Below are 14,238 nucleotides of genomic sequence, written 5' to 3'. Positions count from 1 at the left end.
ACTTGTGGGAGCGGGCTTGACCCGCGATGGGGCCGGTTCAGCCAGCACATCAATGGCGCCCATCCTCGCGCCGGCGCTGCTGACGCCCCAGCCACCATCCGGTCCCCGCCCAGCCCAAGGCAATACCCGCGCCGATCAACATCGCCAGTTGCGGATGATCGCCCATGACATCCAGCCCACGCTTGAGCCAGCCACTCACGGCATCGCCGCCGCGATAGACCACGGTGTCGGTAAAATTCTTGGCCTTGTACTTCTGCTCCGGCTCCACCACGGTGTAGAGCATCTCGCGCCCCGGCCGCACCAGCGCGTACTCACCCACCCGGCGCACCACCATGACCAGCACGAACACGGCAAACAGCGGCGTCAGGGCCAGCCAGATAAACCCCAGCACCATCACCAATGGCACCGCCACCAGCAACACCCCGACCCCGAGCTTGCGCGCAATATGCCCGGTGACGAACACCTGGGTAAGAATCGCCAGGGCCTGCACGGCGCTGTCGATCAGGCCGAACACCTGGGTCTGTTCGGTGCGGCTGGTAAAGTGCTCGGCCACCAGCCGCGCCTGCTCGAAGTACAGGAAGGTGCTAACGCTGGCCAGCAACACCACGAACACCGCGATGCCCAGCAGGTAGGGCGAACGCAACACCTCGCTGGCACCCGCAAAAGGATTGCCGCCCAACGGTTTTGAACGGGGATGCTCAGTTTGCGCCGGTAACGGATACAGGTCGCGCCAGTGCTGCAGGTACATGGCCGCGACCACGCTACCGAGCAGGAACACCGTGGCCAGCACCACCAGCCCTGCATGGCCGATCAGCCCCACCAGCAAGGTCCCGAGCAACGGCCCGAGCAAGCCGCCGAAACTTGCCCCCGCCGCCAGCAAACCAAACAGACGCTTGGCCTGCTCGCTGGAGAACAGGTCGGCGAGCACGCTCCAGGCCAGCGAGATGGTCAGCAGGTTGAACATCGACAACCAGATGTAGAACGCCCGCGCGCCCCACAGGTTGTCGGGTTGCACGGCAAACAAGGTGGCGAACAGCAGCAGGTTGCTGGCCATGAACGCATAGGTCCAGGGCAGGATACGCCGGCGCTGTACCTTGGAAGCCAGCCAGCCGAACAACGGCAAGGCAATCAGGGTGACGATGAAGGTGCCGGTGAACAGCCATTGCAGGTTCTCGACGCCACCGGCCACGCCCATGGTCTCGCGCACCGGGCGCAACATGAAGTAGCCGGCGAACAACAGAAAGAACAAGGCCAGGCCAGCGACCACCGCCGGCGATTCGCCGGGCCTGACATTCAACAGCCGGGTGCTCAGGCGTTTCATGACCTTAGCCGAACTGCTTGATCAGTTCTTGTTGTTGCTGGGCCCCGAGCAGCGGCCCGCTGCCGGCCTTGAGCTGATCCAGTTGGCGATCCGGGCGGCTGGTGGCCGGGATCACGGTGGTCACTGCCGGGTGGCTGATGGCGAACTTGAGAAACAGCTGCGCCCAGCTGCCGATCCCCGCCTCCGTCGCCCAGCCGGGCAAGGCCTGGCCCTTGACCCTGGCAAATAGCCGGCCGTCGTCGAAAGCGCGGTTGATCAATACCGCCACGCCCTTGTCCTGGGCCAGAGGCAGTACCGTACGCGCGGCATTGGGAGCATTGACCGAATAATGGATCTGGATGAAGTCCAGGGCTTCACTGCGCAGGATCTGCTCCAGCTCATCCAGGCCGCTGTCAATGTAGTGGGTTACGCCGACATAGCGGGTCAGGCCCTGGGCCTTGAGTTCGCGGGCATAGGGCAATTGGTGCCGCCAGTCGCGCAGGTTGTGGATCTGCAGCAGGTCGACCTTGTCGGTACGCAGCTTTTGCAGGGACCCGGCCCACTGCGCTTCGGCCCCCGCGCGGCTGTCAGCAGCGATCTTGGTGGCGATGAAGGTGTTATCCCGCCAGCCACCCTCCTCCAGCAACTGGCCAAGCATTGCATCGGCGCCGCCGTAGTTGGGCGAGGTGTCGATCACTCGGCCGCCGCCGTTAAAGAACACCTTGAGCACTTCCTTGAGCTGTTGGTACTCGGCGGAACCGGCCTCGACCTCGAAACTGCCGGAGGTACCGGCACCGATTACCGGCAGCGCCTCGCCCGTTGCAGGAATCTTGCGGGTCAGCAATCCCGTGCGGGGCTGGGCAAAGGCCGCGCGGGTGAAAGCCAGCCCTGCGGCCAGGGTGGCACTGGCCGCGAGAAAGTGGCGACGGGTAGGCATGGCACACCTCCTGAGAAGACCTGAGCTCAAGGGCTAAAAGCTTAGTGCCACCTGCATAAGCATGCCGAAAGCAGTGCACCGGCATTCGTTACTGCATGTAAAACCGCCACGGAGTACATTTGTACTCCACCGTATCAAGCCGTGGTTTGCGCAACGGCAGGCAATACCAGTTCCTCGGGAGCTTTGACGAAAACACTGTACTTGCCGCCCTCCATCTCTTCGAAGGCGATCAGCTTGTCCACCAGTGCCGCGCTCAGCACTTTGCCGGCATTGAGCAGGAGCATGCCGTTGTCGGCATTGAGATTGCGCGCCAGCACCATGCCGCCAGCCAGATCGCGGGTGCTCAGCACCTTGACCGTCGGATCGGCCAGGGTCACATCACTGAGGAACTCGGCGCAGACCTTGACGAAATCCTCCACCAGCCCCGGGTCGTATAGCTTGCCGGCGTACCTGCGGATATACACCAGCGCTTCATCGCTGTTCATTTGCCGTTCAAGGATCAAGCCGCGTTGCAGCTCGATGAAATCCACCGCCAGTTTCAGCCAGCGCGCATCCTGGGGAATGGCCTCACCCTTGAGACGGCCGGGAAAGCCGCTGCCATCCCAGCGTTCCTGGTGGTGAAGGATGATGCGCGCCGCTTCCTTCATCGGCTCCAGGGTCATTACCAGCGACTCGCTGTGCTTCGGATAGGCCCGGTACAGATCGCGCTCGGTATGCGGCAGCAGGTCCGCCGGGCACGTCAGCATGCTGTCGCTCCAGCTCATCTTGCCGATGTTGTACAGCGCCGCCGCCATGGTCAGGTCGCGGCTGCGGCCTTCGTCCAGACGGTGGCGGGTGCAGCACACGCGGATCAGTTCGATGACCTGGCGGTTGGTCTGCTTGGCTTTAGGCAGGCGCAGGTTGGCCAGCAGCGAGAACACTTCGGTGCCGGTCACGTAACTGCGCTTGAGTTCTTCGTAGGCCAGGTCGAGCATGTCGGCGGTCTGCTGCAGTTCGGCGGTACGCGCCGCAACGCGCTGTTCGAGGCTGGCGTTGAGCGCCTTGAGTTGCTGGTTCTGCGTCTGGGCCAGCTGTTCCAGGCGTCGCCGTTCGCTTTCCGAATGCTGGTAGGCCAGCGCCTGGCGCAGGGTTACCAGCAATTCTTCGTCATTCCAGGGTTTGCTGATATAGCGATGGATCTGACCGTCGTTGATGGCTTTGGCGATGGTGTCCATGTCGGCATAGCCAGTGAGCAGGATGCGCAAGGTCGCGGGAAAACGCTGATGGATGTGCGCCAGCAAGGTGGCGCCGTCCATGTTGGGCATGCGCGCATCGCTGATCACCAGGCTGACCGGGCGCTGTTCAAGCACTTCCAGGGCCTGGGCGCCGCTTTCAGCCAGCAACACCTCGTAAGGCTGGTTGCGCAGCAGGCGGCGCAAGCTGTTGAGAATCGAGGTTTCGTCGTCGACCAGCAACACGACGGGTTTATCCGCTACGGGTTCTTCCATGGTCCCCTCCCTGCACCTTGGGCCTGCGCACCAGCTCCTGAACACAGGCTAGATGACATTTGCCGAAACGGTCGACCTTTGTGCCCGGGTTCGCGCATGGGCATTTGCCTGACTATGCTGACCCTGAAGGTGTTCCATGAGCATTGCTACCAGGGAGGGTTGCCCGATGCACGTCCACTTGCCGGTTGCGCGCGCCATCGGAGCGTTGCGATGAGCCAGCCACCGACCGACATCAATCGCCGGATTCTGATCGTCGACGATACGCCGTCAATTCATGAGGACTTTCGCAAGATCCTCGACGCCGGCTCCTGCACCCACGACGCGCTAGGGGAAACCGAGCACGCGCTGTTCGGCGCCCCGCCGACGGCGCCAGCCCAGCACTTCGACCTCGATTCAGCCTTCCAGGGCGAGCAGGCGCTGGCCAAGGTCGAGGCGGCCCTGAATGCCCAGGCGCCCTATGCCATGGCGTTCATCGATATGCGCATGCCGCCCGGCTGGGACGGCCTGCAGACCATCGCACGGCTCTGGCAGGTCGATCCCAAATTGCAGGTTGCGCTCTGCACCGCCTATTCCGACTATTCATGGGAAGACATCGCCGGCCAGCTTGACCTGGGTGACCGCCTGCTGATCCTGAAAAAGCCTTTCGATGCCATCGAGATCCGGCAAATGGCCAATGCCCTGACGGTCAAATGGCAGATGACCGAACAGGCCGCACTCAAGGCCGAACGCCTGGAGCAGGCGGTCGAAGCGCGCACCCGCGAGCTGGCCGATGCCAATATCATCGTGCAGAACAGCCCGACCATTCTCTACCGGCTAAGGGGCGAGCCGCCCTTTGCCCTGATGTACATCTCGCACAACATCACCAAGTTCGGTCACTCGGCAGCCCGGCTGGTCGGTGCTGCGGATTGGGCCAGCACCCTGGTGCATGCCGATGACCTGGGCAAACTCGACGAGGCCATGGCGCGGGTACTGGACCGTGATGCCGCCGCAGCCTCCATCGAGTTCCGCCTGCGCACCGCCGATGACACCCTGCGCTGGGTCGAGAACCGCTATATCCCGGTACGCAACGCCCAGGGCCAGCTGGTGGAAATCGAAGGCATCATCCTCGACATTACCGAGCGCCGCCTGGCCGAAGAGAAATTCGCCCTGATGGCACGTACCGATGGCCTCACCGGCCTTGCCAACCGGGCCATGCTGATCGAGCGCCTGCACCAGGCGTTTGCCGCCGCCAGGCGCGGTGCAACGCCATTTGCGATGTTCTACCTGGACCTGGATCATTTCAAACGGGTCAATGACACCCTCGGCCATCCGGTCGGTGACTTGCTGTTGCAGGAGGTGGCACGACGGCTCAGCGCCTGCACCCGCGAGAACGACGTGGTTGCCCGCCTGGGTGGCGACGAGTTTGCCATTCTGCAACTGGACGTCGACGAGCCGACCCGCTGTGCCGCCCTGGCCAGCAAGGTCTGCGATGCCCTGGCCCAGCCCTACTACCTGGACAACAATGCCGTGCGCCTGTCGTCGAGCATCGGCATCAGCCTGTACACCCCCCAGTGCCTGAGCGCCGATGGCTTGCTGGCACAATCGGACATGGCCTTGTACCGGGCCAAGGAAAAAGGCCGCAACCAGTTCCAGTTCCATAGCGAGGAGATCACCCGCGAAGTCGGCGAGCGGGTAACCCTGGCCAACGACCTCAAGCACGCGCTGGAGCACGACGAGCTGCAGTTGCAGTTCCTGCCGGAGATCGACCTGGGGAGTGGCAAGGTGCTCGGCATGGCGGCCCGGGTGCGCTGGCTGCACCCCGAGCGCGGCTGGCTGGCACCCGAGGTGTTCATGCCGGCGGCGGAAAAAACCGGTGTCAGCATCGCCCTTGGCCATTGGCTGCTGGACCAGGCGTGTCGGCAGATGCGCCAGTGGCATGACCAGGGCATCGCGCCACCGTTGATCGCCATGGAGGTTTCACTGACCCAGCTCAAGTCGGGCGCGGACCTGATCTACGACGTGTTGCGCACCACCGCCCGCTGGAACATCTGCCCCTGGGAATTGCGCTTCGACGTCACCGAAGCGACCCTGGCGCAAACCAAGTGGACCCACAACGATATCCTTCCCCGGCTGTGCCAATTGGGGGTGAAGATCGCCATCGACAATTTCGGCAGCGAGTATTCCTCGTTCGACTACCTCAAGACCTACCGGGTCAACCATCTCAAACTGGCCCCGCAACTACTCGACTGCGCCAGCAACGACCCCGATTGCGCGCAGACCTTGCGCGCCATCATCAACTTTGCCCGTGACGTCGGTATCGGCATCATCGCCGACCGGCATGAACTGTCGCAGCCACATGACCTCCTCGGAAGCGACGCTGCCCAGCCGATCAGCCATGCCTTCAGCCGCTCGCTGGACAGCGCCCAGGCGCTGGAACTGCTGAAGCTCGACAGCATGCCACTGCCGCAGGTGAGGCGATGAACCCGCTCAGCCAACCCGCCAACCGGCGAATCCTGATCATCGACGACACCCCGGCAATCCATCAGGATTTTCGCAAGATCCTCAGCCCCGAGCCGCTGGGCCGGGAGTCGCTGGAAGCTACCGAGGCGCTGCTGTTCGGCTCATCCGCCAGGCGACGCCTGCAGTTCGAACTCGATTCCGCCTACCGGGGTGAAGACGCGCTGGAGCTGGTCACCCGCGCACGTGCGCAAGGCCGTCCCTACGCCATGGCATTCACCGACATGCGCATGCCCCCTGGCTGGGATGGCCTGGAAACCGTCAAGGCATTGTGGAAGGCCGACCCGCACCTGCAAATTGCCCTGTGCACGGCGTTCTCGGACTACTCCTGGGACGAACTGGCCGAGCACATCGAGTTCGGCGACCAGTTGCTGATCCTGAAAAAGCCCTTCGACAGTCTGGAAATCCGCCAGATGGCCAATGCCCTGAGCTGGAAGTGGCAACTGGCCCAGGACGCCACGCGCAAGCTGCATGATCTGCAACGCACCGTCGAGGAGCGGGTGCAGGAGCTGCTGCAGGTGTCCCGACTGCTGCACTACGACGCCCTTACCGGTTTGCCCAACAGCACACTGCTCGGTGACCGCCTGACCCAGCATCTGTTGCATGCGCGTCGTCACGAGCGCAAGGCCGCGGTGATGTTCCTTGGCCTGGACCGCTTCAAGCGCATCAACAATGCCCTTGGCCATCCGGTCGGCGACGAAGTGCTCAAACAGGTCGCAGCACGGCTGACCAGCAGCGTACGCGAGTCGGACTCGGTGTTCCGCTACGGCGCCGACGAGTTCGTGGTGATCCTCTGCGACATTGTCCATCCGCAGCAAACCCAGGGCGTCGCCGAAAAGCTCCTGGCCTCGATCAGCATGCCGCATGCCCTGGCGGGCCATGACCTGACGGTGACCGCGAGCATGGGTATCAGCCTTTATCCCGATGACGGTAGCGACCCGGTGTGGCTGATCAAGAAGGCCGAGACCGCGATGCGCAATGTCAAGGACAGCGGCCCCAACGATTTCAACTTTTTCATCGACGACATGAACCTGCGCGCGCGCCGCCAGCAGTCTATGGAAAGCGGCCTGCGCCTGGCCCTCAAGCGTGACGAGTTTGTCCTGCACTATCAGCCCAAGGTGGACTTGCGCCACGGCACCATCGTCGGTGCCGAGGCGCTGGTGCGCTGGCAGCGTCCCGACCACGGCTGGGTGTACCCCGCCGATTTCATTCCGGTGGCCGAGGACAGCGGCCTGATTATCGCCCTCAGCCAGTGGGTGCTACGCCAGGCCTGTGGCCAGGCACGCGCGTGGCAAGCGCAAGGAATGGCGCCATTGCGCGTTTCGGTGAATGTCTCGGCCATGGACTTTCGCCAGCGCGGCTTTGTCGACAACCTGGCCGGCGTGCTCAATGACACCGGCCTTGACCCGTCGCTACTCGAACTGGAAATCACCGAAAGCGTGCTGATGCGCAACGTCGACGCCACGGTCGTCACCCTGCAGGCGATCAAGCAACTGGGTGTGCGCCTGGCCATCGATGACTTCGGCACCGGGTATTCGAGCCTCAGCTATCTGCAGAAATTCCCCGTCGATGTGTTGAAGATCGACAAGTCTTTTGTCCGCGAGATGGGCAGCGACAACAACGATGCCCGGCTGGTCAGCAGCATCATCAGCCTGGGCAAGAGCCTGAACCTGAACATTATCGCCGAAGGGGTTGAAACCGCCGAGCAACTGAGTTTCCTCAAAGCCCAGGACTGTGAGCAAGGCCAGGGCTACTACTTCAGCAAACCGCTAGACCCTGCAGCGTTCGCCCGGCTGCTGCACACCTACCCACAACGCATCGCACCCCACGATTGAGAGCGCATGGATGGCACAACCCCTCCCCTTGCTGGTAGTTGCAGCAACCCTTGGCGCCAGCGCCGTGGCCCTGGCACAAAGCGTTGGCGGGCCGTTCATGCCGCTGCCGGCCCTACCGGTACTGGCTGCCGAGCGGGTCGAACTGGGCCGCAAGCTGTTCAACGATCCACGTCTGTCGAGCAACAACAGCCTGTCCTGCGCCAGTTGTCATCAACTCGACCATGGCGGTGCCGACCGTTTGCCGCGCTCGCTCGGCGTCGATGCCAAGCCCTTGCCGGTCAATACCCCCAGTGTATTCAACGCCAGCCTGAATTTTCGCCAGTTCTGGGATGGCCGCGCGCAAACCCTGGAGCAGCAAGCGCACCTGGTGGTGCAAAGCCCGACGGAAATGGGCAGCGACTGGACGGTAGTGGTGCAACGCATTGCCGCCGACCCGCAGTACCGCAGCGGCTTTGCCCAGGCCTACAGCGAAGGCGTGAGCGAGCACAGCATCCAGAATGCCCTGGCCACCTTCCAGCGCACCTTGCTCACCCCCGGCTCGCGCTTCGACCGTTACCTGCAAGGCAACACCGAGGCCCTCACAACCGAAGAAAAATACGGCTATCAGCGCTTTCAGGAGTATGGCTGCATCGCCTGTCACCAGGGGGTGAACATCGGCGGCAACATGTTCCAGAAATTCGGTGTGCTGGGTGACTACTTCAAAGACCGCGGCAACCCGAGCGAGGCAGACCTGGGGCGCTACAACGTCACCGGTGACGAGGACGACCGGCATGTGTTCAAAGTGCCCAGCCTGCGCAATGTCGCGGTCACCGCACCGTACTTTCATGACGGCTCGGCAGCGACCCTGGAAGCGGCGGTCGAGGTCATGTTCCGCTATCAGCTCGGGCGCACGCCAAGCGCCGAGGACCAGGCGCTGATCGTCCAGTTCCTCAAGACCCTGACCGGTGAATGGGAGGGCAAACCGTTATGAGACTGACCCACCGGCACGGTCTGTTCCTGTTGGGCGCCAGTGCGGCGCTGTTGGCCTCGGTACTGGTGTACCTGTACATCATGTCCAAGGCCGATGAAACCGAAACCTACGCCCGGGCCCGCGACCTGGTCCGGCAGATCAAGCAATACGACTCGCAATGGGAAAACGAGATCCTCAAGGCGCGCATCACCATCAGCTACAACTATGACCCGCTGGTGTCGCCGCTGGTGGAGATGACGCGCCTGTGGCAGGCGTTCGAAACCACAGAGGCCCTGCATGGCCACAGCGATACACCCGCCTGGCGCACGGCCTACGCCGATTACCAGGGCGCCCTGGCGCAGAAGTCGCGGCTGGTGGAACAGTTCAAGTCGCATAACGCCGTGCTGCGCAATTCCCTGGCCTTTTTACCGACCGCCGAAGATGGTATCCAGGCCCAGCTAGGGCAGCTTGCAGATGCCGACAAACTGCGCCTGCACAACATTGCCACCGACACCTACGACCTGATGCTCAGCAGCCTCGAGTTCGCCCAGATGACCACCGATGACAAGGCCGCCGACATACTGGTCGGGTTGAACAAGCTGGCCATCAACAAAGAGCGCCTGCCTGTCGAGTTCCACGCCCCCATCGATATCCTCAGCAACCACATTGCCTTGATCCTGCGCGAGCAACCCAAGGTCAACCAACTGCTTGAACAGATCGAGGCAGTGCCGGTGGCCGAACGCCTGGACGACATCACGTTGATGCTCGATCGCGACGAGCGTGCCGCCACCCTGGTCGACCAGCAGTACCATTTCTACCTGCTGGTGTTCTCCACCCTGCTGGTCCTGCTGTTGATCTACATGGGCATACGCCTGATGCGCAGCTTTGGCGAGATCAACCGGGTCAACCGCGCGCTGGTCAGTGCCAACGACGAGCTCGAGCAACGGGTCGAGGAGCGCACCCGCCAGCTCAAGGACACCCAGAGCGAACTGCTCGACACCGCGCGCCAGGCCGGCATGGCGGAAATCGCCACCAACGTTCTGCATAATGTCGGCAACGTGCTCAACAGCGTGAACATTTCCGCCGACCTGGTGACCCGCAAGCTGCGCAACAGCAAGGCTCTGGGCCTGGGCAAGGCCATGCAGCTGATCAATGAGCACCCCGACGACCTGGGGCGTTACCTGAGCGAAGACGCCAAAGGCAAAATGCTCCCTGGTTACCTCAACCAGCTGGTCGAGGCGATCAGCCTGGAGCAGAAGGAAATGGCCGATGAGCTGACCCAGTTGAGCAAGAGCGTCGATCACATCAAGGACATCGTCGCCACCCAGCAATCCTATGCCGGGGCCAGCACGTTGCTGGAGCCGCTGGTGGTCAGCACGCTGCTCGAAGATGCCCTGCGCATGAACGCCGGCGCCCTCACCCGCCACCACGTTACGGTGCTCAAGGAGTACGACGAAGTACCGCGGATCATGGGCGATAAACACCGCCTGCTGCTGATTCTGATCAACCTGATCAGCAACGCCAAATACGCTATGTCGGACGTGTGCAATCACGCCCGCAACATGACCCTGGGGGTCAACCGGCTCGACGACACCCTGCAGATCAGCGTCACCGACGAAGGCGAAGGCATTGCCCCGGAAAACATGACGCGGATCTTTGCCCACGGCTTTACCACCCGCAAGGAAGGCCATGGTTTCGGCCTGCACAGCTGCGCCCTGGCCGCGGTGGAAATGAACGGCCACCTGGCGGCCTACAGCGACGGGCCGGGCAAGGGTGCCCGCTTCGTCCTGCAAATCCCGTTGATAATCGCCGAAGGTGAATCATGACCGAGCCCTGCAACCGGCGCATCCTGCTGATCGACGACACGCCGGCGATCCATGACGATTTTCGCAAGATCCTGGCCCCGGAATGCGCCTCCAACCCCGATCTCGATGCCCTGGAAAACGCCCTGTTCGGCGAAGCACCCAAGGCCGTCACCACCGTGTTCGAACTCGATTCGGCCTACGGTGGCCAGGAAGGCCTGGGCAAACTGCTCGATGCAGCGAGCCACCAGCGGCCCTACGCCCTGGCCTTCGTCGACATGCGCATGCCCGATGGCTGGGATGGCGCGCAGACCATTGAAGCGCTGTGGCAACACGACCCGTTGCTGCAGGTGGTGGTGTGCACGGCGTATTCGGACTACTCCTGGGACGAGTTGCTCGACCGCCTGAACGGCCATGACCGCCTGCTCATCCTGAAAAAACCGTTCGACAACATCGAAGTCCTGCAGATGGCCAACACCCTCACCACCAAGTGGGAAATGACCGCCCGTGCCCAGTTGCAGATGAACCAACTGGAACAGCGGGTCGAGCAGCGCACCCTGGCATTGACCCAGGCCAGCGCCGCGCTGCAACGGGAGATCGACGAGCGCAAGCTGCTGGAAAGCCAACTGGTGCAATCGGAGAAACTTGCGTCCCTGGGCCAGTTGGCGGCAGGCGTCGCCCACGAGGTCAACAACCCGATTGGCTTCGTATCATCCAACCTGGGGGCGCTGGACGACTATTTCAGCCGCTTGCAGGACATGCTCAAGGCCTACCGCGACGCCGAGACGGCCATCGACCCGACAGCGCTGAGTGCAAGCCTGGCGAAACTGCGCACCGAGATCGAACTGGACTACATCCTCGAGGACATTCCCCAGCTGATCCGCGAGTCCAAGGACGGCATCAGCCGCGTTGGCCAGATCGTCAAGGACCTCAAGGACTTCTCCCGGGTGGACTCCAGCCAGGACTGGCAGTGGACCAATCTGCAGCAGGGTATCGAGTCGACCCTGAACATCGTTGCCAGCGAACTCAAGTACAAGGCCGATGTGCTCAAGGACTATGCGCCGTTGCCCGAGGTCGAATGCCTGCCCTCGCAGATCAACCAGGTGATCATGAACCTGGTGGTCAATGCCGCCCAGGCCATTGGCCCGGAGCGCGGCACCATCACCCTGCGTACCGGCTGCGAGGGCGAGCAGGTATGGATTGAAGTGGCCGACAATGGCTCGGGCATAGCCGCCGACAGCCTGCAAAAGATCTTCGACCCCTTCTACACCACCAAGCCGGTTGGCCAGGGTACGGGGCTGGGATTGTCGTTGTCGTACGGGATCATCAAGCGCCATCGAGGGGAAATCCGCGTGCACAGCGAGCTCGGTGCCGGCACTACATTCAGGATCGAACTGCCAATACGTCAGGCGCGGGCGGCCTAGCGCTGCAGCAATGGCCTCATCGCGGGGCAAGCCCGCTCCTACAGATATAGCGCCAATCCTGTGGGAGCTGGCCTTGCCAGCGATCGAGCGCGAAGCGGTCGTAATCCAGGCGACACCTGATGTGCTGGCTGTACCGGCCTCATCGCTGGCAAGCCAGCTCCCACAGTGGATCCGTGTACGCCGGACTTGTGGGAGCTGGCCTTGCCAGCGATCGAGCGCGAAGCGGTCGTAATCCAGGCGACACCTGATGTGCTGGCTGTACCAGCCTCATCGCTGGCAAGCCAGCTCCCACAGTGGATTTCTGTACGCCGGACTTGTGGGAGCTGGCCTTGCCAGCGATCGAGCGCGCAGCGGTCGTAATCCAGACGACACTTGATGTGCTGGCTGTACCGGCCTCATCGCTGGCAAGCCAGCTCCCACAGTGGATCCGTGTACGCCGGACTTGTGGGAGCTGGCCTTGCCAGCGATCGAGCGCGCAGCGGTCGTAATCCAGGCGACACTTGATGTGTTGGCTGTACCGGCCTCATCGCCGGCAAGGCCAGCTCCCACAGAGGTCGTAATCCAGGCGACACCTGATGTGCTGGCTGTACCGGCCTCATCGCTGGCAAAGCCCGCTCCCACAGGTCGCACATTTGCACGCCGTCAGTGGAACGGGAAGATGTAGTTCATCCACGCGGCCATGCGCAGGAGGATCTTGCGCATGGTGGCGATATGCGGAAAGTGCTTGCTGTACAGCGCTGCCTGGCCATAGGCACCGCCGGGCATCTGCTTGGCGTACTGGGCGAACGCCGGGTCGTCGATTTCGATGATCACCGGTACCCGCCCTGCCGGGGGGGAGCCTGTGTAGCTGACCAGGTTGCCGGAGGGCTGGACCTGGCCTTCGCCTATCACCGCGATGACATTCTTGACCTTGCCGTGAAACACCTTGCCCGGAATGCCGTCGAAGGCCACTTCCGCGTCATCGCCGGGCACCAGGCGCAACAGGCTGTTCTGGCGCATCCAGGCGGCGAAGTACTGGCCCTCTTCAGGGATGAACACCATCGACGGGCGCAGCGGCAAGGCACTGGCCATCATCCCGGCGCGCAACGATACATGGGTGACATAGCCCTTGCTCGGCGCCCGCACCACGGTGCTGTCGAGTTCGAACTGGGCGTTGTCCAGCTGCGCCTGCAGGTCGTCGACCCGGGCGATGGCCGCTTCCTGCTCGCGGCGGGTGCCGAAGTTGCGTTTGATCAGCTCGTTGATGCGGTACAGATCCCCCCTGGCGGCGACGATCTGCGCCTTGAGCGAGCGCAAGCGGTGCTCGAACGGCGCCGGGTCGATGCGAAACAGCACATCGCCCTTCTCCAGCGGCTGGTTGCCCTTGACCGGCACCTCGATCACTTTGCCGGTGACCACCGGGATCACCGGCACCGAGACGAAATACGAACGCGCTACCTCCGAATACGGGTGGTTGTAGTTCATGGTGAAGATCAGCGCACCGATCATGACGATGCCACCGAGTACCGCAGTGGGCACGGTCCATTTGTTCAGCGGGATGCGAAACAGCTTGAAGATCGCCACGCAGATCGCGGCGTAGGTAAGGATCAGTAGCAGGTCCATGGCTCAGATGCCTTCGCCGCGTTCGTCAGCGGCGGATGTTCCTTCGAGTCGGTCGAGGCGTTGTTGCAGTTCGAGTACCTGTTGTTCCAGGCGCAGCACATGGTTTTGCGGCGACTTGCCGTCGCCGAACCCCCAGCCGCGATCTTCGCGGTAGAGCATCGCCCAGATCCACAGGAACGGCCACAGCGCATGCAGGGTGAACAGGCTGACCCAGCCGGTGGCATGGATCGCATCCTGGTGCGGATGATTGCGGTGCACGGCAATTTCGTAGGGGATGTCGTGCAACACAATGATCCCGTAGAACAGCACCAGGCCGACGAAAATCAACAAACCCAAGGCGAAGTAATCGAGCATGATCGCTTACCGGCGCTGTGCTGTGAGCAGTGGCTTGAGTGTAGATCACCGA

General features: G+C 62.6%; 10 protein-coding genes. 5 read left to right on the top strand and 5 right to left on the bottom strand.

Annotated elements, in window-relative coordinates:
* Positions 1–49: 49 nt before the first annotated feature.
* The 3 genes from CCOS864_RS12400 to nosR form a co-directional block, all read right to left on the bottom strand.
* Positions 50–1,321, bottom strand: a complete 1,272-nt coding sequence (locus CCOS864_RS12400) for an NTP/NDP exchange transporter (RefSeq protein ID WP_115086584.1) — start codon at positions 1,319–1,321, stop codon at positions 50–52.
* Positions 1,322–1,325: 4 nt separating this feature from the next.
* Positions 1,326–2,237, bottom strand: coding sequence for an aldo/keto reductase (locus CCOS864_RS12395; protein WP_115086583.1), 912 nt, complete (start codon positions 2,235–2,237; stop codon positions 1,326–1,328).
* 134 nt (positions 2,238–2,371) lie between these two features.
* Positions 2,372–3,724: a response regulator c-di-GMP phosphodiesterase, NosR family gene (nosR, locus tag CCOS864_RS12390; protein WP_115086582.1), complete on the bottom strand. Its 1,353-nt coding sequence runs from the start codon at positions 3,722–3,724 to the stop codon at positions 2,372–2,374.
* Between the two features lie 210 nt (positions 3,725–3,934).
* Between nosR and CCOS864_RS12385 the strand changes: the two genes are divergently transcribed.
* The 5 genes from CCOS864_RS12385 to CCOS864_RS12365 are packed head-to-tail and all read left to right on the top strand — an operon-like array spanning position 3,935 to position 12,230.
* Complete coding sequence (locus CCOS864_RS12385) at positions 3,935–6,184, top strand: GGDEF/EAL domain-containing response regulator (RefSeq protein ID WP_115086581.1); 2,250 nt, start codon at positions 3,935–3,937, stop codon at positions 6,182–6,184.
* Positions 6,181–8,055, top strand: coding sequence for a putative bifunctional diguanylate cyclase/phosphodiesterase (locus CCOS864_RS12380; RefSeq protein WP_115086580.1), 1,875 nt, complete (start codon positions 6,181–6,183; stop codon positions 8,053–8,055). Before CCOS864_RS12385 ends, CCOS864_RS12380 begins: the two co-directional genes overlap by 4 nt.
* A 10-nt stretch (positions 8,056–8,065) precedes the next feature.
* Positions 8,066–9,025, top strand: coding sequence for a cytochrome-c peroxidase (locus CCOS864_RS12375; RefSeq protein ID WP_115086579.1), 960 nt, complete (start codon positions 8,066–8,068; stop codon positions 9,023–9,025).
* Complete coding sequence (locus tag CCOS864_RS12370) at positions 9,022–10,830, top strand: DAHL domain-containing protein (protein ID WP_115086578.1); 1,809 nt, start codon at positions 9,022–9,024, stop codon at positions 10,828–10,830. The genes CCOS864_RS12375 and CCOS864_RS12370 overlap by 4 nt, the downstream gene beginning before the upstream one ends.
* Positions 10,827–12,230 carry an ATP-binding protein gene (locus CCOS864_RS12365; protein ID WP_115086577.1) on the top strand — a complete coding sequence of 468 codons (1,404 nt, stop codon included), beginning with the start codon at positions 10,827–10,829 and terminating at the stop codon, positions 12,228–12,230. The genes CCOS864_RS12370 and CCOS864_RS12365 overlap by 4 nt, the downstream gene beginning before the upstream one ends.
* 642 nt (positions 12,231–12,872) lie before the next feature.
* On the opposite strand, the gene CCOS864_RS12360 is transcribed toward CCOS864_RS12365, so the two are convergent.
* Complete coding sequence (locus tag CCOS864_RS12360; protein WP_115086576.1) at positions 12,873–13,832, bottom strand: HlyD family secretion protein; 960 nt, start codon at positions 13,830–13,832, stop codon at positions 12,873–12,875.
* Between the two features lie 3 nt (positions 13,833–13,835).
* Positions 13,836–14,186 carry a DUF3302 domain-containing protein gene (locus CCOS864_RS12355; RefSeq protein WP_115086575.1) on the bottom strand — a complete coding sequence of 117 codons (351 nt, stop codon included), beginning with the start codon at positions 14,184–14,186 and terminating at the stop codon, positions 13,836–13,838.
* Positions 14,187–14,238: the final 52 nt, after the last annotated feature.

Source organism: Pseudomonas wadenswilerensis, from assembly GCF_900497695.1.
GTDB lineage: Bacteria > Pseudomonadota > Gammaproteobacteria > Pseudomonadales > Pseudomonadaceae > Aquipseudomonas > Aquipseudomonas wadenswilerensis.
Note: the sequence above shows the minus strand (reverse complement) of the source record. Positions and strands in the feature narration are given on the sequence as shown.